25 protein-coding genes are annotated in these 24,246 nt (G+C 48.1%); 3 read left to right on the top strand and 22 right to left on the bottom strand.

The genetic code is table 11. From position 1 onward, the window contains the following. Positions 1-51 precede the first annotated feature (51 nt). The 11 genes from ACFQZE_RS22280 to erpA all read right to left on the bottom strand — a co-directional run bounded on the left by ACFQZE_RS22280 (position 52) and on the right by erpA (position 9,516). On the bottom strand, positions 52-2,016 hold the full coding sequence (locus tag ACFQZE_RS22280; RefSeq protein WP_379361245.1) for an FtsX-like permease family protein: 1,965 nt from the start codon (positions 2,014-2,016) through the stop codon (positions 52-54). Then, positions 1,991-2,767 (bottom strand): ABC transporter ATP-binding protein, encoded by a 777-nt coding sequence (locus ACFQZE_RS22275; RefSeq protein ID WP_379361243.1) that lies wholly within the window; start codon positions 2,765-2,767, stop codon positions 1,991-1,993. The genes ACFQZE_RS22280 and ACFQZE_RS22275 overlap by 26 nt, the downstream gene beginning before the upstream one ends. 136 nt (positions 2,768-2,903) lie before the next feature. Then, the gene (locus tag ACFQZE_RS22270; protein WP_379361241.1) at positions 2,904-3,989 is read right to left on the bottom strand and encodes a sensor histidine kinase; all 1,086 of its coding nucleotides are present in this window, start codon (positions 3,987-3,989) and stop codon (positions 2,904-2,906) included. After that, positions 3,986-4,729 (bottom strand): response regulator transcription factor, encoded by a 744-nt coding sequence (locus ACFQZE_RS22265; protein ID WP_379361238.1) that lies wholly within the window; start codon positions 4,727-4,729, stop codon positions 3,986-3,988. The genes ACFQZE_RS22270 and ACFQZE_RS22265 overlap by 4 nt, the downstream gene beginning before the upstream one ends. Positions 4,730-4,848: 119 nt before the next feature. Beyond that, positions 4,849-5,388 (bottom strand): DoxX family membrane protein, encoded by a 540-nt coding sequence (locus tag ACFQZE_RS22260; protein ID WP_379361236.1) that lies wholly within the window; start codon positions 5,386-5,388, stop codon positions 4,849-4,851. A gap of 430 nt (positions 5,389-5,818) precedes the next feature. After that, complete coding sequence (locus tag ACFQZE_RS22255; RefSeq protein WP_379361234.1) at positions 5,819-6,121, bottom strand: hypothetical protein; 303 nt, start codon at positions 6,119-6,121, stop codon at positions 5,819-5,821. Between the two features lie 18 nt (positions 6,122-6,139). Continuing rightward, complete coding sequence (locus ACFQZE_RS22250) at positions 6,140-6,679, bottom strand: DoxX family membrane protein (protein WP_379361232.1); 540 nt, start codon at positions 6,677-6,679, stop codon at positions 6,140-6,142. 66 nt (positions 6,680-6,745) lie between these two features. Further along, complete coding sequence (locus ACFQZE_RS22245; protein ID WP_379361230.1) at positions 6,746-7,780, bottom strand: PAS domain-containing sensor histidine kinase; 1,035 nt, start codon at positions 7,778-7,780, stop codon at positions 6,746-6,748. After that, positions 7,773-8,429, bottom strand: a complete 657-nt coding sequence (locus ACFQZE_RS22240) for a response regulator transcription factor (RefSeq protein WP_379361228.1) — start codon at positions 8,427-8,429, stop codon at positions 7,773-7,775. The genes ACFQZE_RS22245 and ACFQZE_RS22240 overlap by 8 nt, the downstream gene beginning before the upstream one ends. A gap of 40 nt (positions 8,430-8,469) precedes the next feature. Next, positions 8,470-8,928, bottom strand: coding sequence for a GAF domain-containing protein (locus ACFQZE_RS22235; protein WP_379361226.1), 459 nt, complete (start codon positions 8,926-8,928; stop codon positions 8,470-8,472). 225 nt (positions 8,929-9,153) lie between these two features. Then, on the bottom strand, positions 9,154-9,516 hold the full coding sequence (erpA, locus tag ACFQZE_RS22230; RefSeq protein ID WP_379361224.1) for an iron-sulfur cluster insertion protein ErpA: 363 nt from the start codon (positions 9,514-9,516) through the stop codon (positions 9,154-9,156). 269 nt (positions 9,517-9,785) lie between these two features. Here erpA and mqnE point away from each other — a divergent pair, with 269 nt between their 5' ends. Both mqnE and ACFQZE_RS22220 read left to right on the top strand, forming a co-directional pair. Beyond that, complete coding sequence (mqnE, locus tag ACFQZE_RS22225) at positions 9,786-10,889, top strand: aminofutalosine synthase MqnE (RefSeq protein WP_379361222.1); 1,104 nt, start codon at positions 9,786-9,788, stop codon at positions 10,887-10,889. 67 nt (positions 10,890-10,956) lie between these two features. Further along, positions 10,957-12,024, top strand: a complete 1,068-nt coding sequence (locus ACFQZE_RS22220) for an NAD(P)/FAD-dependent oxidoreductase (protein ID WP_379361220.1) — start codon at positions 10,957-10,959, stop codon at positions 12,022-12,024. Positions 12,025-12,060: 36 nt separating this feature from the next. Here the strand turns inward: ACFQZE_RS22220 and ACFQZE_RS22215 are convergent, their stop codons facing one another. Then, positions 12,061-12,333: a YuzB family protein gene (locus ACFQZE_RS22215; RefSeq protein ID WP_379361218.1), complete on the bottom strand. Its 273-nt coding sequence runs from the start codon at positions 12,331-12,333 to the stop codon at positions 12,061-12,063. A gap of 93 nt (positions 12,334-12,426) precedes the next feature. Here ACFQZE_RS22215 and ACFQZE_RS22210 point away from each other — a divergent pair, with 93 nt between their 5' ends. After that, on the top strand, positions 12,427-12,672 hold the full coding sequence (locus tag ACFQZE_RS22210; RefSeq protein WP_183559000.1) for a NifU family protein: 246 nt from the start codon (positions 12,427-12,429) through the stop codon (positions 12,670-12,672). A gap of 59 nt (positions 12,673-12,731) precedes the next feature. On the opposite strand, the gene ACFQZE_RS22205 is transcribed toward ACFQZE_RS22210, so the two are convergent. The 10 genes from ACFQZE_RS22205 to ACFQZE_RS22160 all read right to left on the bottom strand — a co-directional run bounded on the left by ACFQZE_RS22205 (position 12,732) and on the right by ACFQZE_RS22160 (position 24,231). Beyond that, a complete protein-coding gene (locus ACFQZE_RS22205; RefSeq protein WP_379361215.1) occupies positions 12,732-13,514 on the bottom strand; it encodes an SDR family oxidoreductase in 783 nt (260 codons plus the stop codon). 32 nt (positions 13,515-13,546) lie between these two features. Further along, the gene (locus ACFQZE_RS22200) at positions 13,547-14,251 is read right to left on the bottom strand and encodes a Cthe_2314 family HEPN domain-containing protein (protein WP_379361213.1); all 705 of its coding nucleotides are present in this window, start codon (positions 14,249-14,251) and stop codon (positions 13,547-13,549) included. A gap of 35 nt (positions 14,252-14,286) precedes the next feature. Next, positions 14,287-16,050, bottom strand: coding sequence for a UbiD family decarboxylase (locus ACFQZE_RS22195; RefSeq protein WP_379361211.1), 1,764 nt, complete (start codon positions 16,048-16,050; stop codon positions 14,287-14,289). Beyond that, positions 16,047-16,979, bottom strand: a complete 933-nt coding sequence (locus ACFQZE_RS22190; RefSeq protein WP_379361209.1) for a COX15/CtaA family protein — start codon at positions 16,977-16,979, stop codon at positions 16,047-16,049. Before ACFQZE_RS22190 ends, ACFQZE_RS22195 begins: the two co-directional genes overlap by 4 nt. 182 nt (positions 16,980-17,161) lie before the next feature. Beyond that, on the bottom strand, positions 17,162-17,503 hold the full coding sequence (locus ACFQZE_RS22185; protein WP_379361207.1) for a thioredoxin family protein: 342 nt from the start codon (positions 17,501-17,503) through the stop codon (positions 17,162-17,164). 64 nt (positions 17,504-17,567) lie between these two features. After that, entirely contained in the window at positions 17,568-19,184 is a 1,617-nt protein-coding gene (locus ACFQZE_RS22180) for a copper amine oxidase N-terminal domain-containing protein (RefSeq protein WP_379361205.1), read from the bottom strand. Between the two features lie 195 nt (positions 19,185-19,379). After that, positions 19,380-21,098 (bottom strand): copper amine oxidase N-terminal domain-containing protein, encoded by a 1,719-nt coding sequence (locus tag ACFQZE_RS22175; RefSeq protein WP_379361203.1) that lies wholly within the window; start codon positions 21,096-21,098, stop codon positions 19,380-19,382. A 195-nt stretch (positions 21,099-21,293) separates the two neighbouring features. Beyond that, entirely contained in the window at positions 21,294-22,967 is a 1,674-nt protein-coding gene (locus tag ACFQZE_RS22170) for a putative polysaccharide biosynthesis protein (protein WP_379361201.1), read from the bottom strand. A 19-nt stretch (positions 22,968-22,986) separates the two neighbouring features. Continuing rightward, on the bottom strand, positions 22,987-23,712 hold the full coding sequence (locus ACFQZE_RS22165) for a ThuA domain-containing protein (protein ID WP_379361198.1): 726 nt from the start codon (positions 23,710-23,712) through the stop codon (positions 22,987-22,989). A gap of 36 nt (positions 23,713-23,748) precedes the next feature. Next, positions 23,749-24,231, bottom strand: coding sequence for a DUF456 domain-containing protein (locus ACFQZE_RS22160; protein WP_379361196.1), 483 nt, complete (start codon positions 24,229-24,231; stop codon positions 23,749-23,751). Between the last annotated feature and the right edge of the window lie 15 nt (positions 24,232-24,246).

The following is a 24,246-nucleotide window of genomic DNA, read 5'->3' as shown; positions in this document are numbered from 1 at the left end:
TTTGCTGCTTCTCTGTTTTTTTGGCAGCAGTTTAATTTTAGAATACTTTCATTAGGCCGCTGCGCCACGCAGCATGCTTTTCATATAACTTCTGCTCGCCAGCAAAAAATAAACGGTTTGCATGAATACGTAGATTCCGATAACAACAAAGGAATACATCCAATTGGACGTTTGCATCAAATTATCGAGCGAAGCCATAGCGAACAACGCGTGGCTGATCCCTACAATACACGGGATAAAAAAGATGATCGCAATTTGTGAAACGACCGTTCTGCGAATTTCTTTGCGCGTCATGCCGATTCGAGACAATCCTTTGAACTGAGCCTGATCCTCTTGAATTTCCGTAAACAGCTTGAAGTAGATCATGCTGCCTGCGGCAATAAAGAACAGCAAGCTGATAAACATTCCGATAAACAGTGTTAATGCCACCATCTCGTTTGTTTCGGCGAAACGCTCCACCCTTGAAAAATCGATTTCGGTTTCATACCCTTGAGCAACGAGCGGGTCCAGCTTTTTAACAGTACCTAGCGACTTTTCCCAACCCACTATTTCGTATCCGTAGAAGACCCGCCGCTCCTCTTCAGGAAGTTTCGAAATCGTGTCAACGAACGTAAGGTCGTCCATAACAAACGTAGCGCTATTGGAATCGATCCAGTTGTTCATAACAGAGCCTTCAACCGTTTCCGAAATCGGAAACTCGACCGGCTTACCGTTGATTTTCCCCGTAGCCGTTCCGTCCACATACTTCTTTTTGTAAAAGTTATCGAAAATCAACGTCAATTTGCCGCTTTCCGGAACGATTTCCTGCTTTCCCTGCTCCTTGGCCATTCGATTGTAGTCCGTAGCGGAAATGATCATGGCATCTCGCCAAAAGTCCGTTTCCTCATAACTGCCGAGCTGAACTTCGTCGCTTAATTTAGCCGAGTAGCTGGCAAGTCCGATCCCGATCACTTTTTCTTCCTTGCTGAAACGGTGTCCGTCTTCCTTCACGATCCGTGTCAATTTATCCCGGTCAATCACGTTTTGGGAATGCAAACCCTTTTCCACAAAAGCGAGAGAGAAAGGAGAATTTTGCAGCACGGTCTGCTTGCCTTGAATTTGCATAATGTAAACCGTCCCAAGAGCAGTCATAATGACGGCGCTCAAAATGGATACCACAAACAAAATACGGGCATTGTCTCTTATTTTATAACCCAATTGCGCGAAAATAAGCATGTTTGTTTTCCGGTAATAAAGCGAAGGGCGCTTTTGGATAAAACGTAAAACAACGATGCTAAGCTGCGTGAACAATAAATAAGTTCCTACTACGACCGTTATCAAAATCGGAAGCGACAAAAGGACAAATGATTCGTTGTTCATAATAAGAGCCATCCCATAGCCGGCAAGAAGACAGAATGCGCCGATTCCGACAAGCCACGGCGAATAGATCAGGCTGCCTTTAGGCTTTTTTGACGCGCTCAAAAAATCGATAATTTCTGTACGTCCCATCCGAATTACGGTCCAAAACGAAATGAGCAGAAACAGAGCAAAAAATCCGCCCGCCGTTATCCAAACCGCTTGGAGCGGCACCGCAAAGGCAATCGTTTCCTCCATGCCGAGAAGGGCGCCCAGCGCCATAAAAAACAGCTTGCTGAACAAAATGCCCGCTCCAATGCCCGCTGCGATAGACAACAGAGCAATAAACATATTTTCATAAATGACGAGCTTGCGGAGCTGAGCTTTTGTCATGCCGAACAATGTGAACAGACCAAATTCCTTTTTCCTCGTCTTCAAGAATGCGGAGTTGGAATACATAATAAACAGGAACGAAAACACAATGATGATGTACAAGCAAAACTGCATGCCGCTGCGAACTTTGTCCGCCCCCATAATACGTCCGTTTAGAACGTCGGGATGGTTCAAAAAAGCCGCATAAATATAAAAGATCAAAACGGAGAAGACGCTGCTTAAGAAAAATGCGCTGTAGGAGCGCCAATTCCCTTTTACATTGCTAAGCGCGAGCGAACGGAACGTCATCGAAATTCCCTCCCAGCACGCTTAGAGCGTCCAATATTTGCTGGAAAAACGCTTGCCGGTTGGAGCCCCGGCGAATTTCCGAAAAAAACTTTCCGTCTTTTATAAAAATGATTCTTTGGCAATAGCTCGCGGAGAACGGATCATGCGTTACCATCAGAACGGTAGCTTTGAACCGCTCGTTCATATCTTTTAGGGAATCCATTACATCCTTTGCGGCTTTGGAATCCAGATTGCCCGTCAATTCATCGGCCAGCACAAGCGATGGCTTGTGAATAATGGCGCGCGCGATAGCCGCTCTCTGCTTTTGTCCCCCGGAAACCTCATAGGTGCGCTTGCTCAAAATAGGAGCGATTTGCAGCAGCTCCACAATCAGCTTTAGCCGCTCCTCGATCACTTTCGGACTCATCCCTTCCATCACAAGCGGAAGAATGATGTTTTCTTTAATCGACAGCGTGTCCAGCAAGTTAAAATCTTGAAAGACGAACCCAAGCTCTCTTCTGCGGAACAAAGCCAGCTTATTGTCGGTCAGCTTCGTCGGGTTTACCCCGTTTATTTCAATTGCTCCGGAAGTTGGGCGGTCAATGGTCGCCAGCAAGTTCAGAAGCGTCGTTTTGCCGCTGCCCGACGGGCCCATAATGCCGACGAATTCTCCCGCTTCCACCTGCAAATCGATATCTTCCAACGCTTTATAAATGACGTTCCCTTTGCTGCTGTATATTTTGGACAATCCTTGCGCTCTAAGTACGCTCATAACCTTTTGTATCCTCCCCGGAATGATGTATCGTGCTTCTATATGTATCCAGTATATCCCCGGGGAAAACGATAACCCATCGATTTGCCTTTCAATTTAAAAACGGCAAGCTTACATTATTGTCACCTGAACGGCTCTAGTCCATAACATGGATGCCGCCAGTGTTGAATTCAACGATAAATGTTGTGCCTTCCCCAAGCCGGGACGACACTTTCAGCGAATGGCCGAGCCTGCTGCATACCTTCTTGGCCAAATAAAGTCCCATCCCGGTTGATTCACCCGTCGTCCGCCCGTTTTCCCCTGTAAAAAAGGGATCGAAAATACGAGGCACATCATGCGGAGCGATGCCGATCCCCTCGTCGATGACTTCAAGCTTGCTGAACGTTTCGCCAAGCGTCGTCATACGGAACAGCAGCGTTTTGGCCCCCGGCTTGCCTTTACTGTATTTAATTGCGTTGCTGATGAGCTGATTAAGCACAAAAACAATCCATTTCTCATCCGTCTCCACTTCAATCTCCCCTTCGATTCTGGGGAAAATGGAATACCGGATGCAAAGCCGCTTATGCGTATTGACCGCTGCCCTAATCAAATCGTGGAGCGGCACTCTACGAACGTGTAAATCCAGCTCGAACTTGTCGAGTCTAGCCGTCTGGAGCATCATATCGAGTCCGCGGCTTAATCTGTCCGTCTCTTCTTGCACGCTGCTCATAACCGCTTTCCACGCTTCCGCTTCGTCCGGCGGCTGCTGAAGCGCTTCTTGCGTGTGCAAGTCGATGACCGATACCGGCGTTTTCATATGATGAACCCATTGAAACACAAAATGATTATGCAACTCCTGCCCTCGTCTATGCTTATTAAGCTCGTTTAAATAGGCCCGGTGCTGGTCTAGCAGCAAATTGGAGACGAGGCGCTGCTCGCCCGTTGCCATCGATTGAATAATCGTCGCCGCCTGCAAATCATCCGATCGGTCCAGCGCTTCTCTCAATTGTTTAAAATAATACCGCTGCCGCAAATAGTCCAGCCCTAGCCATACTCCAAGAGCAGACAGCGAAAGCACGATAAAATAAAAAATCGTTCCATTATCGACAAGGCCGGGATACCGCTTCCGCTCCAGCAAAAATAAGCCGCACCCAAGGCCGATAACGGCAATGACGCACAGCGCAAGCAGCACTCTGTCTTTCAAAAACAAGGTGATCATGGCGCCTCTTCTTCGGCGGCTCATCGATGTTCACCTTCGCTGCGATCATCCAGCGTCAGCTTGTACCCTTGGCCCCGGATCGTCTCAATCGCTCTCGGCAGCCCTAGCTCCTCCAGCTTTTTTCTAAGCCGGGTTACATTGACCGTCAATGTATTGTCATCGACGAACTGCACGTCGTCCCAAAGCGCCTCTAGAAGCGTTTCCCGCGAAATGACATGCCCCGGCTTCCGAAGCAAACATTCCGCGAGAAGCCCTTCGTTTTTCGTCAGTTCAACGCGAGCCTGATTCCATTCCAGTTCATTGCGGCTCATGTGCAGCTTAAGTCCGGAGGCCGCAAGCTCCGAGGAGCCGCTTCCCGCTTCTTCTCCCGCTGGGCCCCCTCCGGCCGCATTCGCATACTCGCCGTAAGCTCTTCTAAGTGCGCTGCGCACTTTTGCCGTCAGAAGCTCCAACTGAATCGGCTTTGTAATATAATCGTCGCCGCCGTTTTCAATAGCGAGCACTTGATCCATTTCGCCAGCGCGCGCGGAAATAAATATAATCGGCACGCTGGAGCGAAGCCTGATTTGCCTGCACCAATAATAACCGTCAAAATAAGGCAGGTTAATGTCCAGCAATACAAGCTGCGGATCAAACTTCGTTAGCTCCGGCATCAACTCCCGGAATGCCGTCGCCGTTTCGGCGATGTAGCCGTATTGCTCCATTCTATTTTTTAAAATAGCGGCGATTTTGTTGTCGTCTTCTACGATGAAAATACGATACATAGCGCGAACGTTCCTCCTGTCGCCGAATAATGCGGCGAATTTCTTCTCTCACCCTTTCCACTATTATAAACTTCTATCGGCAAACTAGTCGAACTTCCTTTGGCCCTTTGCCATGCTCGTCAACTGTTGCCTGCCGTTACTCCATCCGATTTTGCCCCGGAGCCGAACAGCTTAGAACAAGTCGCTTTAATCCACGGGAGTACGAAACGGTCTCCGCCAAAACGGCCAGCGTTGCTTCCAGCCAGCATAATGATAAAACCGAGCAGCAGCAGCCACGGATTCATGCTTACGGAACCAGAGAACATAAATATAAAATTAAGCATCAGCCCGAAAAAGACAGCCGGCAGCGTCAATGTGCCCAAAATAAGACCGAGTCCGACCAAAAACTCTCCCCATGGCACGAGGAAATTGATCATATCGATATTAGGCAAAGCAAAATGCTCCAAAAAGGCGTTGTAAGTCGGATACATCGCCTCCCCCGTTGCCCGATCCATTACAGGATTGGCAAGCGCATTGTTGACATATCCCGAAGCATCAAACGTTTCAACCCCCGTTAGCTTGTTCCAGCCTGCATCCAGCCATTTGTACCCTAACAAAATGCGTATAATCGTAGCTAGCCCAGCCATCCATACGTTTTCACTCCAAAACTTCTTAATCATAATCCATCTCTCCCATCATAAATATATAACTATCTAATAAATAAAACGCTTACATATCGACTAATTACGGAAAACTTAAGTTCCGGCCCGCTTGTCTGCGCTTCTTTACTCTGCTATTGTGAGTAATCTATCCGCTGATGCTCCTGCCGCCAACTATAGCTCGATCCTGCATTAAGTCCCTTTCGCGTCGCGGTCCTCCTTTCATACCGGGGTGCACTCAAAATGGTCCAGTTCGCTCACCCCCTGCATTCGAATGGATAGTGTTGCACCTATAGAATAGACAAATTTTTCTTATTTGTATATAAATTTGATATTTTTGTTGGTTATGTTTATTTTTCGACACGGTGGATACAACAAAAAAGAACAGCCGCTATCCATTTGGAAGCAGGCTGTTCCTTTGCCAATCCTTATTTATTTAAGTAGCCTTCAGTTACCAGCTGCCCTTCGACAAATGCTCCAAAATAGCTTTTAATTCCCCGTCATGCTGGGCTCTTTCGTTGTCTTCGCCCTTGATTTCTATTTTGGTTACATCCAGCTTATAGTCGCCGCCCGTTGCCGGAGCGAAAATAAGCTCTCGCTCATTTTCCAGCTTCACTTTATATCCGAGCTGTGAAAAGGCGCTAATAAAGTCCGATATATCCGGCGACTTCTTCTCTGGGAGCATAATAAGTGCCCGAAGCTCCTTCGTTTCGTCTGCCCGAATCACTTTGAAATGGAAGATGCATTCTTTCATGTCTTACCTATCCCTTCTTCAAGCTGTTGTCCCCGGCGCATTGACTTCATTTCCCGTCTTTTTCTTAAGCTTATCGCCGACATTGGCTTTCAGCCAAGGCAACAGGAAGCGGTCGCCACCGAAGTATCCAGCATTTGTTCCCGCAATCAACACCAGCACGCCCAGCAGGATCAACCATGGGTTCGTGCTTACCGTCCCTGCGAACATAAACATAAAGTTCATCATTAGTCCGAAAAATGCCGCCGTCACCGTTAGTGCTCCCAAGATGAGGCCGATTCCTACCAGAAGCTCGCCTATAGGGATAATAAAGTTGATCAGCTTAACGTTTGGCAAAGCTACATGTTCGATAAACGCATTGTAAGTGGGATACAACGCCTCTCCCGTAGCCTTGTCCATTACGGGATTGGCCACTGCATTGCCGAGATAACCGCCCGCGTCAAACGCCTTGTCCCCCGTAAGTTTATTCCACCCCGCAGTCATCCATTCATACCCCAGTACGATTCGAATAATGGTAATAAGCCCTGCGACAATTCGATTATTTCTCCATACATTCATCATGTCCATCACTCCTTCTGTTGATGTCCTCAGTATAAATCGGACAAGCAAGAAAGAATGTGATTTTTGTCACAATGAGTCGAATTTTGGAACAGTCAATGCAACGGCAGTCCCTTGACCGGGAGCGCTATCGATGAAGAGGGTTCCTCCCGCGCTCCGCGCTCTTTCCTCCATGCTGAACAAACCGACCCCGCTGCCGCTGACGTCGCGGTCGAATCCGGCGCCTTGATCCGTTATACGGACATTTACTTCCGTGGCGCTTTCCTCGATGCTCACCTCTGCTTCATCCGCTCCGCTATATTTGGCGATATTCGTTAGAGCCTCTTGAATGACCCGGTAGATCGCCGTTTCTTTATGCGATCCAAGTCTGCCCTTTAATTGCAAATCCAGCTTCACCGCAATGCCAAAATGTTGCGAAAAACGTTCGGTATACGTTCGAATTGCCGGAGCAACGCCCAAATCATCAAGAACGGACGGACGGAGATCAGAAGCCATCCCCCTCACATCCTCCATCAACGCCGCTACGTCGCTACGCAGCTTCCCTAAGCCGCTCGCTCCTAGGCTGTTCTGGTCTCCGATCAACCTGTCGATAGAGATAAGCAGGGAAAACAAGCTTTGTCCGATGCCGTCATGAAGCTCTCGCGATATCCGCTTTCGCTCCTCTTCCTGTATGCTCATTACTTTTTCCATCATCCATTTCAAATCTCGCTCCGCTTGCTTGAGAGCCGTAACTTCCGTTCTAATCGCCAAATATTGATAAGGCCGGCCGCTGTCGCCGAGAAACGGAACAATCGTCGTATTGACCCAATAGAAGCTGCCGTCCTTAGCTTTATTTTTAATTTCGCCTTTCCATACGCCGCCTGACGATATCGTTTGCCAAAGCTGCCGGAAAAAAGATTTGGGATGATGCCCGGAGTTAATAATTCGATGATCCTGGCCGATAAGCTCCTCCCTACTGTATTTCGATATTTCGCAAAACTTATCGTTGACGTATTGAATAATGCCCTTATCATTTGTAATCGCCACAATCGACGACTCATCGAGTGCAAATTTAACATCCGAAAGCTGCTTAAGCGCCGCACGATCCGATGTACCGTCAGTCAAAGTTCAACAATCCTTTCTGCATAGCAAATTTAATAAGCTCCGGCCTCGTTTTTAGCCCCAGCTTCTCCATCAGATGGCTTCGATGCGTCTCGACCGTCTTAACGCTTATAAACAGCTGTTCTCCAATTTCTTTGTTGGTGTAGCCTTTGGCAAGCCACTCCAAAATTTCTTTCTCCCGCTCCGAAAGCGTTTCGTATGGACCGCCATTTTCTTTGCCGTCCCGCTGACGCGCCATATATTCCCCCATCAGCCTTTTGGTTGCCGTTGGGTACAGATAAGCGTCTCCCGATGCTACTGTCGTTATAGCGGACACCAGCTCGTCATGAGGCGCGTTTTTTAAAATATAGCCGGAAGCGCCTATAGCAACGGCCCTAAACAAATATTCATCATCATCATGCATCGTCAAAATGAGAATCGCCATTTTCGGAAACAGCTCTTTAAGTTCAGCCGCTGCCGTCAATCCGTCTTTGCCATGCGGCATGCTCAAATCCATTAGCACCACATCGGGAACAAGCCGCTTCGCTTTGTCGATCGCCTCGTCCCCTTCAGACGCCTCGCCTACTACTTCAATGCCGTGACGGCCGCCAAGCAGCATCGCAAGGCCCGAGCGAACTATGGCGTGATCATCTACAATTAGCAGTCTGATCATCGGGTCCAAATTCCTCCTTTGAGCCGAATGTCTAGCTTTATTATAACAAATCTCCGCAGCCGGTTATTGTTTTCGTTAATTCGACGGCCTTTTGCAATTGCTCATGACCGTACCCGATATTTTCCCTTCTTCCGATGAGGAGCACGCCTGCTTGATCGGTTAGCTGCCCTGAGGCAAGAGGAATCGCCGCCGCCGTCATCAGCTTTTCCGTCATAAAAATAGCCTCTCCTAGCTTAAAACGGTCCCTCTCATCCCAGCCTTGCTCCAGCTTAAGCGGTCTGCCTGCCCGAATAGCCGCTCCCGTTAACCCGAGCGAAGCCTTCTGTCGGATCAATCCCGTCCTTGTGCTGATGCCTCCGTTTACATGCCGCCATTCAAGCTTGCGGCTCACCTGGTCTACTGTGCCGTAGGCGGCCAAATCGCTGCCGGTCTCTTGCCGAATCCAAGCGCAAAGCTCATCTATTTTTCGTTCTTCCCCGTTCTCTTCCTTACCGATCATATTACGTACATCCTCTCTACAAGCCGGTTTCCAAAGCTTGCCGCCCGTTCCCCCGGCAATGCCGCTTCTTCCATTATAAAACGGCCTTTGGACGATGTATGTCGGGGTAAACTACGAATTCATTCAGGGAACACCCCTATTGTGAAGTAAAATGAAAAAGACCTCTTGCGCTTTGAACCATCAAGGTTCGCTGCACAAAAGGTCTGACACTTTTCATTTGTCAAATTAGCACTCGCCCGCAGCAGCCGGCTTGCCTGCATCCTTCGCCGTGCGGAACGAGGAGCCGCAGCCGCAAGTTGCGCTCGCATTCGGATTTTCGATCGTGAATCCGCCACCCATTGCCGATTCCTTATAATCGATAACGAGTCCGTACAAATATTTAATGCTATCCGCGTCTACCACAACCTGAAGGCCCTGTGCGTCAATCACTTGGTCGCCGTCATTCCGCTCGTCGTCAAAGCCCATTCCATAAGAAAAGCCGCTGCAGCCGCCTTCTTTGACGCCGACACGAAGAAACAAATCTGGGGAAGCTTCCTGCTCCAGCATTTCTTTTATTTTTTCAGATGCCTGCTCACTGACCGTGATCATCCTACATCCCTCCATTTAGTACAGGTTGAAGGTCAAAGCGATGTCTGCCTTCACTTACTTATCCATAGTATACCCCACAAACTGCGGTTGCTCAAGGGCTGTCTTCCCCTTGACGCTTTGCCGCATTACCGCCGCAACCAGCTATCAGATTCGACTTTACTGTTGCCCGTGGTACGTGTGAGGTTTATAATAGTTACAGCTAATTAGACGTTAATTCAAGTTATTTTTTTCACAAACTCCCAATTCCATTTTGATAAAGGAGGGCTCCCATGAACGTCATTATACCGACACAAGAAAGTCAAATGGGGCATATTATCGAGAAAGTGCGTCATGGACAGCGGCTAACGCTCGAAGACGGGGTATTTTTATATGAATCCGACGATCTTCTAACGATTGGGCAGCTAGCCAACGAAGTTGCGCTTCGCAAAAACGGCAAAAAAGTTTATTTTATCGAAAATATGAGCCTTTATTTCACCAACGTTTGCGAAGCCCACTGCGCTTTCTGCAACTTCCGCAAAGATGATGGCGATCCTGGCGCATATACGCTAACTGGCGAGCAAATGATCGAATATGTCGATCAGCATTTCCATCCGGGCGTTCGCGAGTTTCATATTGTTGGCGGACACAACACGCATGTTCCGTTCCAATATTATGTCGATTCGCTAAAGGCGCTCAGAGAGCGCTACCCCGATGTGACGCTTAAAGCCTATACGGCGGCGGAGATTGACTTTTTCTCGCGGATTAGCGGACTAAGCTACAAAGAAGTTTTGCAAGAACTGATGAAAGCGGGGCTGCAATCGCTTACCGGCGGCGGTGCGGAAATTTTGTCCGATCATTACCGGAAAAAAATGCGCGTTGAAAAAGCGGACGTCTCTCAATATTTGGATGTTCACCGCACGGCTCACCATCTCGGGTTGCGCACTCATACAACGATGCTATACGGATCGATCGAGTCCAAAGAAGACCGGATTCGCCATATGATGCATATTCGCGAGCTTCAAGACGAAACAAACGGCTTTTTGGTCTTTATTCCGCTTTCGATGCAGCCGATAAATCCAAGGGCGGGCATTCGCCGCCGCAATTCCGCTTTCGAGGATTTAAAGGCGATTGCGATCAGCCGGCTTATGTTGGACAACATCCAGCACATTAAAGCGTACTTCATCAACATTGGCGTTCAGTTGACGCAAATTGCCCTTACGATGGGGGCATCGGACGCACACGGCACTATTGTCAAAGAAAAAATTAGCCATGCGGCCGGGGCTCTTACGCCGGAAGGCATTACCCGAGAAGATTTGATCTGGCTCATTAAAGGAGCAGGGCGCATACCTGTAGAGCGAGACACTTTCTACAACGAAATCAAAATTTATGAATGATTAAACAAGCGGTCGTAGGCGCAACCTACCTACAACCAACAACAACAAGCGTGGAGCTGGGGAACTCATGAGAAAATTAGTCATTTTGGGCGGCGGCTACGGCGGATTAGCCCTTGCAAATGAATTATTGGAAAAACAATTGCCGATTGACGTTTCGATTATGCTTGTGGACCGAATGCCTTTTCAAGGGTTAAAAACGGAATATTACGCTCTTGCGGCGGGAACTGTATCGGATTTGGAGCTTCGCGTCAAATTTCCGTCCGATCCTCGTTTGCAGCTCGCTTACGGCGAGGTAACAGATGTTGATATGGAGCAGCGCCTTGTTATGCTCGAAGGCCAAGACCCTATTTCTTACGATTGGCTCGTCATTGGCCTTGGCTGTACGGATAAGTATCATGGCATCGAAGGGGCTGAAGTTTATTCGACCAGCATTCAAACCTTCTCAGCAGCTAGACGCACTTACGCGCAATTGAATGATGTGAAGCCTTACGGTCAAGTGACCATTGTCGGAGGCGGACTTAGCGGAGTGGAAGTGGCTTCCGAGCTTCGTGAAAGCCGGCCAGATTTGAACATCCGGATTATTGACAGAGGTCCAAAGGTGCTTTCGGCTTTCCCGGGCAAACTTCAGGATTACGTAGCAGACTGGTTTATGGAGCATCATGTAGAAATGAGGGGCAATGTCACGCTTACTCGTTTGGAACAAGGATTGCTGCATGACGCCAATTCAAGCCGAGAAATTTTAACCGATGTTACGGTTTGGACCGCAGGCATTCAGCCCGTCGATCTTGTTCAACGCATGGATCTTCCTAAAGATTCGCAAGGCCGTTTAATTCTGAACGAATTTCACCAGCTCCCGGCTTACACCGATGTGTTTATTGTCGGGGACTGCGCGTCACTGCCGTTTTCGGCGAGCGGCCAAGCCGCCGGAGCGCAAGGCAAACAAATCGCCGAAGTGCTTCAAGCCATTTGGCAAAACAAAACGCCCAAGCTTGGAAAAATCAAGCTTAAAGGCGTTCTCGGCTCGCTCGGCAAAAAAAGCGGTTTCGGCTTAATGGGCGGCACCCCGATTTTGGGCAGAGTGCCTCGCCTCGTCAAAAGCGGCGTGTTATGGCGCTCTAAGCGCCATATGGGCTAGCAAGGCTTCATACGCAGCGTAGCTGCCAGTCACCTATTACAGGTCATCGAGCAGCTTGTCGAGCGCTTCTTTATCGGCTTGCTGCCTAGTTAAGGCTTTCATAATGGTATCGTATAATTGCTCTACAGTATCGGCGGCTACAATTTCTCCGTCGACCAGCGCAAACGGCTTTAAATAACATTCGCCGCAATTACCAAGGCAGCCGTATTCAATCACTTCAAAGGAGTCATCCTGCTCCAGCCGGTTCATAATGTCATCCGTTCCGTGATGCATGTTGCTGGCGCAAAACTCGATCATTGGTTTAAACATGACGATTCACCTTACTTTTTTGAACTTAGGATTGCGATCCATTTTCAATTGAATCACTTTGTACTATAATAGGGGAGAAAGGAGTTGAATGCAATGAGTGAACAAGTTCAAGATACAATGTATGACGAGGTATTGGACGTCCTGGATAAACTTCGTCCATTCCTTCAACGGGACGGCGGCGACGTAGAATTGGTTGATGTTGAGGGCGGTATTATCAAGCTTCGCTTGATGGGCGCTTGCGGCAGCTGCCCAAGCTCCACGATCACGCTGAAAGCCGGCATTGAGCGCGCACTTTTGGAAGAGGTTGACGGCGTAATCGAAGTCGTTCAAGTATTCTAATGCAAAAGAGTCTTATCTAACGGGGAAGCTGCTTCCACCGCCTAGATAAGACTCTTTTTTTAGAACATGCCTTTTATGTTAGCTCTTATAGGATCGAATCCGCCAGTAACATCGATGACATTGCCTGTCAAAAAATTCGATTTATTTTCGCATAGGAACAAGATGACGCGAGCTACGTCCTCTCCCGCTCCCGGTCTGCCAAGCGGTGAGTCAGCGTCATGCTCATGCTCCACCTCTTCGATGGACCTCTCCTTGTTCGCTCCCCGAATATCGCCAGGCCCAATGAGATTTACCGTGATGCCGAACGGCGCCTCCTCTACCGCAAGCGATTTGGTAAAAGAAACGAGCCCCGTCTTCGCTGCGGCGTATACGGCGCGATGCGGCCATGCTCTCGCTTCGTTTGCGTGGCCAAAGCCGAAATGGACAATCCGGCCCCACTTGCGTTCTCTCATCGCCGGAAGCAGCCTGTGGTCGAGCAGCATAACGCTGAGCAAATTGCCGTTCAGCAGTCTAATGATCGTTTCCTCGTCATATTCGCTGAACAGCTTCCGTTTCCGTACAAAAGGCCCCGCATTATTAACGAGTATATCCACGCCTCCAGCCCAGCTCTCCGCTTCGTCCGCCAGCCTATGAGCGCCTTCCGTCGTCGTAATGTCGGCTTGTACGGTAATGGCCTTAAGGCCAAGGCCTTCAATACTCCGTTTCACTTCAAGTGCTTCTTGTTCGCTTTCCAAATAATTAATAATGAGATTGCAGCCCTGTTCCGCAAGCTGCATCGCAGTCCGCTTCCCCAGCCCTTTGGCACTGCCGGTCACTAGCGCAGTCCTGCCTTTAAGCTCCACGAGTATCCACCCTCTCCCCGGATTACACCGTCTTATTTACGCATAAGCGAGCCTGCGTACAAATAAGTGAGTCTTAGCGATTCAATTGACATATAAAGGCATCGAGACAAGTCGAGCGCTTGGAGCTCAATATTTTCAAGGCGGATTTCTTCTCCGTACATCCTTTGGCTTTGAATGAGATCGTCCTGCATCTCGGAGTTCATATAATGAATTTCCATATTTCTCCGTTTTCTGAGGCGGTTCATCGATTCTTTGCCTTGCTCCTTAATGTCGTTCAGTTTCCATGTCAGCTCCGGATGCGCCTTGCGCTCTCTCATATTCCGCAAAACGGTAAAATAAGAAAAATGCGGCTTAATTTTTTCCGTACGCATATCCAGCAGCTCGTTCAGAAACGTCCCCAATTTGTCGAGGAGCGAAAATACCCGGATAAAGCTGTTTTTATCAAAATAGACATACCGGGCGTAGTCCATTCTTTCTTCCGCTGTCATGCCCTCTACGGAAGTAGAGCTGATCTTATCTTTAAATCGGCTGGCAGCGTATTGGCTCTGTTCCAGCTCGGTCAGGGAGGAACGCAGGCCGTATGTCCACACTTCAAACTTGCGCAGCTTGTTCGATGGATCGCCATCCGCTCGGATGCGCGCAGCCATCATCACCGCAAAACGGTCCATGAGCTGGCATGCCTCGGCAAAAGGACCGTCCAGCTCTCTTTCCGGTTCACCAAACATAAAATGAAGCATATCGTCCCCCCCTTTCTACGAAAAAAATGGATCGATTACAGCTTGTATTCGTTCCAGCGACTGTCTACCAGCTTGACGATGTCTTCGCGCGGGAACAGTTCGTCCGGATACCCCGGCTTCATGCGGGCGTCGATAACAATCGGCAGCTGATAGCCGAAATGATGCCTGCGAATATCCGCTTTGGCATATATATCGTCAGCCGGATTAAATCTTGTGAATACGGTCCACAAAAATGCAGTTTGTCCCGCTGCGATGTTGGCATCGTCAACAAGGAAAACAAGCGGCCATTCCGTACCGCGATCCGCTAGTCTCTCCAGCAGTCTTTCCGCCAATGCTGGCTCTTCTTCGTAAGATGCGCCGGACATCGTCAAGCAGCCTCTGCAATAAACTTGTACATTCGATATTTCTTCAATATTTCCTTCTGTATAAGAAGCGGGAAGCTTTCTGACAGGCTCGCCTACTCCAAGCATAACGGCTTTGCTTCCGTGATTGAGTTTGCCGCTTGTATAATCAAGCGTATCATGCGAAGTTTCATCGAAAACAAACAAATCCGTTTGCGGGTTAAATCGCTCAAGCACCGTCTCAAGCAGGACGTCGAAACGCGACAAGTCGATCGGCTGATCCGTCAGCATCAAAAACTTCGTTAGTGTAAGCTGTCCCTGTCCCAAAATGCTAAAAGCGGTGGAAAGCGCTTCTCTGGAATAGGATTCCCGAACGACCGCCGCCGCAAGCGCATGAACGCCAGCTTCCGCATAGGCCCATAGCTCTTTCACCCCGGGCATAACCATCGGGAATGCCGGAGCAAGAAGCCTTTGCAAATATTCGCCCAAATAATAATCTTCCTGGCGAGGCTTGCCAACGATGGTAGCGGGATAGATCGCATCCTTACGATGCCACACATGATCGACTTGAAATACAGGAAAATCATGGACAAGCGAATAATAGCCAAAGTGGTCGCCAAACGGACCTTCCGGTCTACGCAAATGAGGAGGCACTTTGCCGCTAATAACAAACTCAGCCTCAGCTGGCATCCTATGTCCGCCCTGTGGATCGGACACAACAGGAAGCTTGCCTCCCAAAATAAGCGATGCCATAAGCAACTCGGGCAGATGCTCAGGCAAAGGTGCGATAGCCGAAGCAATGAGCGCTGGAGGGCCGCCGAGGAAAACGGATACCGGAAGCGCTTCGTTCCGCTGCTCCGCTTCGTAGTAGTGGAAGCCGCCGCCTTTATGTATTTGCCAGTGCATGCCGGTAGTGGAATCGTCAAAAATTTGCATCCGGTACATGCCTAAATTATGTTTTTTGCGGGATTGCAAGCTCTCCGTATAGACAAGCGGCAAAGTGACGAAGGGTCCGCCATCTTCCTGCCAGCTTGTAATAGCGGGCAGTCCGGCAAGCGGACGATCCTTTTTAAGTACGCCGGTAATTGGAGCCGAAGACGCCGGAACTTCCTTCATGCCAACTTTCATCATATCCAAAATGAGCTGTTTTTCTCCCCAGATGGCTTTGAGAGTAGGCGGCATAATACGTTCCGTAGCGCCAACAATCTGTTTCATAATCTCTTCCGGCCTTGGCCCGAAGGAGAGATCGACTCTGCGGCTTGTCCCAAACAAATTGGTCACGACAGGGAAAGGGCTGCCCTTCACATTAGTGAAAAGCAGCGCCGGTCCTTCCTGTTCAATGACGCGTCGATGAATTTCAGCCAGTTCCAAATAGGGATCAACCGGAGCTTCAATAATTTTCAAATCTCCGTCACGCTTCAATACTTCCAAAAACTCGCGCAAATTGGCAAAACTCACGATTTGACACGCCCTTCCTTAAGCCTCCATGAACGAATTACGATATCCACCAAAATTCCGAACAGGGCTACTATAATTAAATTATGAATCAAGCTTGTAAAAATAAATACGCTTTCTTCCCCAACCGTTTCAGTCAGTACTGCACCGCTAAGAACTTGAAGAATAATAAGCGTCAGTACCCATCCGGCAGGCTTCGTGAGGCCCGCTCCTTGGGGGCTTACCCGTTTAATATGGAAATAGAGGCCTACGATCATCAGCGACAAAATGAGTGCGCCTACGCGATGAATAAAGACAGCTCCTGTCGCCCCCTCCATATCAGGGATCACTTGTCCGTTGCACAGCGGCCATCCTTCGCAGCCTCCGGCAGCATCGGTGTGGCGGATAAAAGCTCCTAGATATACGACCACATAACAAAAAATGGAGGTCATCAGCGCTCTTGGGAAGATGGAGCTCGGCACGACAAAATCTTTTTGAGGCTCGTAGCGATTACGGTACGCCCAAATGACGAGCAGCATCGTGGCCGCAAATGCGACAAGCGAAATTCCGAAATGAATAGCCATGACCGGTGGCGATTGATACCATTTAACGGCGGCAGCGCCCATAAGCGCTTGAACGACCGTAAACAACAAGGCTGCCGATGCATAATAATGCGGTTCTTTATACGTTTTTGGATCGCGCTTGTACTTCCTGTATACCGCGATCGATACTCCGAGCACAAGCAATCCTTCCAGACCGCTCACAACCCGGTGAGAATATTCCAGCATGGATTCTAACGTGTAAGCAGGCACAAACTTTCCGTTGCACAGCGGCCAATCGTCGCCGCACCCGCGGCCCGATTCGGTGTTTGTAACTAAAGCTCCGGCTAACAGTACAAGTAGCATTCCGATGCACGATGCGACGGCAAACGCGCGAAAACGGCCGGTTACCATAATAAATCACCTATTTTCCGTATGATATGACCCTTCAATTATAACGATAACTATCCCCAAAAGCCATGTTGAAAATGTGACGTTTCAACTATTGCCTAAAAAAAGAAAGCCCGTATAGCGAGGGGAATGTGCCCCTTCCATACGGACTTTTTTGCTGCTTCAAAATGATCATGGATTTCCAGTTATTTCACCGCTTCTGCCACCGCGATGGCCCGGTCGACAAACTCTTCAATCTCTTCTCTCGACTTGCGCAGCTTGCTCACAAACCGGATCAATTCATTGCCCTCGCGAAAAGCGATAAAGCTTGGAATGCCAAGGATGTTCAGCTCGGAGCAAAGATCGGGAAGATCGTCGCGGTCGATTTCAAAAAAGGACGCTTTCCCCTCATATTGCGCTTCAAGCTCCGGCATAAAAGGATTAATAAAATGGCAGTCCTTGCACCATGTCGTTTTGAACACGGTTATTGTCAGCTCGGGACGCCCTACTGCTTCCCGAAACTGGGCTTCTGTCGTCAGTTTGTTCATTTGTTGACTACCTCCCCTGTTGAATTTGATTGATCTGTCCGCTAAAGGACTGTTTGTATGGTTGTTACAGTTCTCTTTCGATGACGAGCATCTTACCGTCGGACAATGGCTCCCATGCGATGCTAGCGCCTAATGCTTCGGCAAGCTTGCGTGCAGGTGCATAGAGGGTTCCCTCCACCGACGTTACGGATGCAGGCCATGTTTGCTTCTGACCATTGACAACTACGATATCGCTGTCGCGCTTCAGTTCAATCGTTGTGTTCGTAGCTTCGTCGAAAATAACAACCGTTTTTGTTTTGGCATTATAAGTCGTCGTTGCCCCAAATTGATCGGCGACATCCCTTACCGGAACGATAGTAATATAACCCGGCAAAATAATGGGCGGATTATAATATTCGTCGTTGAACGTGTAATACTCTTGTCTCGTAATATGAAGCTTGTTTTTCAGCAAATCGTAAATATCGGATTTATCGTCAAATAGTTTGACGGCTTGATATCCTTCGAGCAGCGAAGCTTCTTCAATCGATACGGCATTAGGCGTCGCCTCGGGTGCATCCGCTTTAACGGAACTGTTTACATTCCAGCGCTCCTCACTTGTCGATAGAGTAAATCCAGAAAACGGTAGCGGATAGGACTCTTCTGGATTCGAAGATGGCTGTTGCTTAAAGCTAATCTGAACTTGCTGCTTCCGAATGTCCAGCTTCTGATCCACGTATACATTCACTTTTAGATTGAGCTTTCCACCGAGCAATTGATCGATAGACAACTCTTCGCTTTCTTCTTCCGCACTATCCAGCTCTTTCTTCAAATCCACAATGGATTCATACAAGAAGGTTGACGCCTCCTCGGCAATTTCATCCGCTGTAGGCGCGTCAAGCTCTCCCGACTCCAACGGGTTAGCTTCGCCTATCGCTTCCCAATATTCAGGATTTGATTTCAGTACACCGATTATTCCCTTCACCATCTTTTCCAAACCGGCTTTGTCGGCGACAAGCGCATCGACATACGATCTAAACCAGTTGAAAAGCTCACTGCCATCCATCTCGAATTGAACACCCATAAGCGGTGTGCTGACACCGTTAATTTGCTGATTGGACGCCTCAACCTTCAAACCTTTCGGGTTCGGAAGATTGTTGATGACGTAGCCGCCAATTTGATCTGCGATATCAAAGCCCAGCTTAGTCATCGATGCCTGATCGGTTGCTGCGCTATTTCCCGTTTGCTCTTCTGTGGACAAACCGCTCGCTTCCAATAAAGCAGCGCCCGTTAAATCGAACGTAAACGGCTGTTTTGCGCCATCCAAATGGACAACCATCGTTTTTTCGTTCATTTTCAAGTTAAAGCCGATGTCATATTCCGCTTTTTCTCCTAGTACCAAACGGCCTTCCAAAGATAAGCGGGATTCATTCTCCAGCTTGGCATTTTTTACATCCAGTTTAATGTTTGAAAGAAGTTTTATAAGTTCAATTTCCTCTTCTAGATAATCCTCGGCAAGCACATCTTCATTTAAATCCAATTTAAACTCCAACGTTTGATTGCTTTCGCTTGAAGTCACCTTCATCGCGTTCAGCAGCGTCTTGTTCAGATCAAGTCCTCCAACCGCTTGGCAGCCAGCCGCAAACAGCACCGTAAACGCAAGCAGCAGCAATGCCAGCCTGCTCGGCCTTATCCGCTTCCTCATCCCTATCAACTCTCCCTAATATATGTATTAATAAATATAGAATCATTTTCTATTGTACTAGAGTGTTCCAGCTCATGTAAATTAGGACACCGGTAGGAAACTCGCCGGGCAAACCAAAAAGGCCGCTGCAACCTAAGCCGCAGTCAGCCCTTATGTCATAGACATTTAAATTTGAATTATCGTAAATTCGTTTTTTTATAGTTCCCTGTAAATTACGACTTCCTTCGACATTAAAGGTTCAAACATAGATGGGTCATATTGAGAGGGATCATAATAAGATAGGTCTCTCAGATTAATTTGATGCCAATAGATGCTTGCTTCTAAAGCTTCGGCTAGCTTGCGAGCTGCCACATATGTGCTTCCATCAACCGTTGTAACTGCAACAGGCCATGTCTGTTTTTCACCGTTAACCATTACGGTTTTACTGCCTTTCTCCAGTTGGATTGTCGTATCTGTCGCTTCATCATAAATGACAACCGTTTTTGTTTTGGGATCATATGTCGTCGTTGCCCCAAAAGCATTCGCAACATCTCTTACCGAAACTATAGCAATGGAGCCCGGCAAAATAATAAGCGGATTATGATATTGATGGTTATAAACTTGATAGAATTGTCTTGTAATATGAAATTTGTTTTTTAGCAAATGATACACATCGGATTTCTCATCAAACAGTTTGACAGCTTGATATCCCTCCATCAGCGATGCCTTTTCAAAAGAGATGGCATTAGGCACAGATGCAAGGACATCTGCTTTGACCGTCCCGTTTATATTCCATCGTTCCTGGCTCGCAGTAAGCGTAAACCCGGCAATAGGGGGCAAATAGTCCTCCAAGCCAGCACCAACTTTATAATTGAGATGCAATTGCTGCTTGCGTACATCCAGTTTGTTATCCACGTACATATCCAATTTCAGCTGCAAGGACTCCGTTTGAGTATCCATTAAAGACTTGGCGAACAATGCATTTCGTGAATAGTAATCTTCGTTTGCTTCACCTGTTTCATATTCCATATTGAGTGTTGTGATTTCTGTTTGAAGTTCGTCGGTTAATTCGTAAATACGATCGATCCATTCTTCGATAATTTCATCTCTCGTAGTCTCGTCAACCCCGGTCGGTCCGATCAGGCCCATCTCTTCCGCTAACTCCTTAAATTCTGGATTCGACGCCATCACGTCCACTATTCCGATTACCATTTTTTCTGCACCGACCTTATCGGTGGCAAGAGCATTGACATAAGATTCGAACCAACTCCAGAGCTGGCTTCCATTCATTTCAAGTTGAACATGCATCAGCGATGTGTTCATTCCGTTTATGGGGACATTTGCAGTCTGGAGCTTTAAATCTTTTGTATTAGGCAGATTATTAAAGAGGTAGCCGCCGAAGTGATCTACGGTATTAAAGCCCAGCTTAGTCATCGTATATGCATTTGCTATTTTAGCAGCTTGTTGTACTTCTTCAGATGGATAATCGCTCGTATCGAACAACGGAATGTCAGACAGAACTATTGTAAATGGCTGTTTGGCCCCTTCCAAATAAAGAACTACTGTACTCCCGTTCATATTCAAGTTAAAGGCAATGTCAAATTCGGATTGTTCACCCAAGATCAATCGCCCATCCAACGACAAACGAGATTCATTTTCCAACTTCGCATTTTTCACTTCCAACTTGATTAAAGAAAAAAGCCTGTAAAGCTCAGCCTCCTCTTCTGAAAATTGTTTCGTAAGCGCGTCTTCATTCAAATCCAGATTCAACTCAATCGTAAAATTACTTTCAACTGACTTCACTTTCAATGCATTGTGAAGCATACTGTTTAGATCTAGCCCTCCAACCGATTGACATCCCGCAACAAACAGCACCGTAAATGCAAGCAGCAGCAAAGCCAGCCTACCCTTGCCCCCTCTTATCTTATTCCTCATCCCTATGACTCTCCCTAGTTTATTTTTTTACAAAAATAGAATCTTTTTCTATTGTACTAGAGCGATATAAATTATGTAAGTAATTAAAAATATAAGAAATTGCACCAAAAAAAAAAAAAAAAAAAAAGACCGCTACGGCCCAAGCCGCAGTCAGCCTTTATGAAAAAATAGAAATTCATCTCGCTATACCTTTCATTAAGCCGTTTGACGATTAAGCACGCGAAGCAGCTTGTTAAACAGCTTGCGCAGTGGTCCAGGGAAGGAGTTTACGTCCTCCGGGGTTACCACTCTGAGCATGATTAGCAGCAGCACGTAGAACCCGCCGACTACAATTGCAGCTGCGGCTGCAGCCACTAAGAAGGACAGCTTGTCGATCCAGCCCTCCGTTAACGCCAGCAAGCCGTACTCCGCGCCCCAGCCCGCCAAAGCCGCTACAGCTACGGCCACTAAATACGGAACCCAACGCTTGCCGAGCACCTTCAGCTTTACAACACCTTTGATGCTGCGAAGATTGAGCAGCGTTACCGTCAAGAAACAAACGGTAGAACCAATAATAAGGCCGTATACGCCAAGCATAGGGGCAAGAATTACACTGACAGCTATTTTTAAAATAAGTCCGATAATCGTATGCATCATTGATTTTTTTTGCATGCCCATGCCATAAAGAATCGAGTTCGAGGTCATCATCGTTATTTGAAGAATCGTTCCCGCAGACAATGCCGCAACCGCTCCGCTTCCGCTTGGTCCTTTGAAAATCAAACCTGTAATGGAATAAGCCGCTACCGATAGGAGCAAAGCAAAAGGCACTCCTGTAAAACATACGATTCGCATAACCATGGACGCTTGTTTTTGTACCTCATTCATCTTTTTCAACGAATAAGCCGATGAAATAATCGGCACAATGGACGAGCCCAATGCGATCGCAAGTATCGGTGGAATGCCTGCAAGCGAAATGGCCTTGATGCCGTAATCGGCAGCAGCGCTAGTCGCTTCTGCATACGTATAAAAAGGCACTGTCAGCCTTTTGAAAAACGTAACGTCAAAGAAATAGATAACGTTAATAGCCATAGAGGTGACTACCGCCGGCAGAGACATTTTGAAAATTTCCTTGTAAATGTCCCTGAAACGCAAATCCTTTTTTGAAGCTCCTGCTCTGGCCGAGCGCCTTCCCGGAACCATTAAGGCCGCCGAAGCTTCGCCATTAAATGTCCTTTGTGTTGTTGCATCCTGGCGTTTCAACCTCCGAGCAAATCGAAGCATAACGATCAACGCCGCAATGCCTCCAAACACACTTCCGAGCGTAATGGCCGCCGCCGCCCATAAATCGCCCCAGCCTAACTCCAAAACAAGCCAGCCTAACAAAAGGCCCAAAATAACGCGAACAAATTGCTCTACAATTTGCGAAGAACCGCCTGCCGCCATCATTTGACGTCCTTGAAAATATCCTCTCATCATCGCAATAATCGGGAATACTAGCAGCGCTGGTGCAATGGCACGAAGCGCCAAGTCCGAACCCGGTTCCTTTGCGATTTGAGCATAGACGGGTGCGAGAGTAAACATCGCGATTGCGAGCACCAGTCCTGCAACTGCGCCAAACACCAAACTTGCTTGGTAAACCCGTTTGGCCTCCTCCGGCCTTCCGAGCGCGTATCGCTCCGAAACCATTTTACTGATTGCGCTTGGAAAACCAGCCGTTGCAATCATCAAAACTATTAAATAGACTTGATTGGCTGCGGAAAAAGCGACGTTGCCTTCCGGCCCGAGCATATAATCAAGCGGAATACGCTGAAAAAGGCCCAGAAATCGGGCCACCAGCGCTGCGGCCGCTAAAATAAGCGTGCCTTTAATTAGCGAGTCTTTTTTTAACATGACGGTATATCTCGTCCCCTTATTGTTTGTTCGCGATCGGCTCAAGCGGCTGATGGTTGCCGCGTACAGGAGCCGCCGCGCGGGACGGTGCCGCCCATCGTATGCCGTTTTGAATCACTTGCAACACTTGCGGTTGGTAATAAGTCGGGTAAGTTTCGTGGCCTGGGCGGAAATAGAAGATTTTGCCCTGTCCCCGGTGGAACGTGCAGCCGCTGCGGAACACTTCTCCGCCTTCAAACCAGCTGACGAAAATAAGCTCATCCGGAGCCGGAATATCGAAGTGCTCGCCGTACATTTCTTCCCGGTCAATCGTAATGTATTCCGGCAAGCCTGCGGCGATCGGATGCGCCGGATTGACGACCCAAAGCCGCTCCTTCTCTCCAGCCTCGCGCCATTTCAAGTCGCAGCCGGTTCCCATCAGCTTTTTGAACAGCTTCGAGAAATGTCCGGAATGCAGAACGATAAGCCCCATGCCGTCCAGCACTCTTTGCTGAACTCTCTCCACAATGGCGTCATCCACCTGGTCATGTCCCATATGTCCCCACCAAATGAGCACGTCGGTTTCGTTCAGCCGCTCTTCCGTCAGTCCATGCTCCGGCTCTTCCAATGTGGCCGTTGCGACTTTAATGTCGCTTGCGCCCAGCCCTTTCGCAAGAGCGGCATGAATGCCGTCAGGATATACAGCTTTTACTTCGTCATGCTGCTTCTCATGCAGAAACTCGTTCCATACCGTAACGTTGACCATCGATTATCGCAACCGCCTTTTCTTCACTTTTCTACCTTAAAAGATTAACCAAAGCACAAACATGACAATCATAATGGACTGCAGTAAAATTTTAACAACAACGCTTGTGAACAAGCCGACCAAAGAGCCCCAGCCTACTTTAAGCGATTTTTCAAAATTGGCGCCCGCTGTCATTTCCCCGATTACCGCACCCGCAAACGGCCCGATGATAAGACCAAATGCCGGAATAACAAACGGTCCGAAAATAAGGCCAATCGTCGTCCCGACAATGGACGCTTTGGAACCGCCGAACCTTTTGACCCCCCAGGCGCTGACCGCATAATCCGCTATAAACAACACGATTAAAATTAACGTTTGCAACGTCCAGAAAATAATGCCAAACGGCTCAAACGAAAAAAACAATCCGTATACGAAAAAGGCGCCATAGATGGCAACGACGCCAGGCAAGATAGGGTAAATCGTTCCCGCCATGCCGATGACAAACAGCAGTATAACCAGTGTCCAGCCCAAAATGTCCATATGGAATTCTCCCCG

It is taken from the genome of Paenibacillus sp. GCM10027627, from assembly GCF_042675505.1.
In the GTDB taxonomy this organism is placed as follows: Bacteria; Bacillota; Bacilli; order Paenibacillales; family Paenibacillaceae; genus Pristimantibacillus.
Note: the sequence above shows the minus strand (reverse complement) of the source record. Positions and strands in the feature narration are given on the sequence as shown.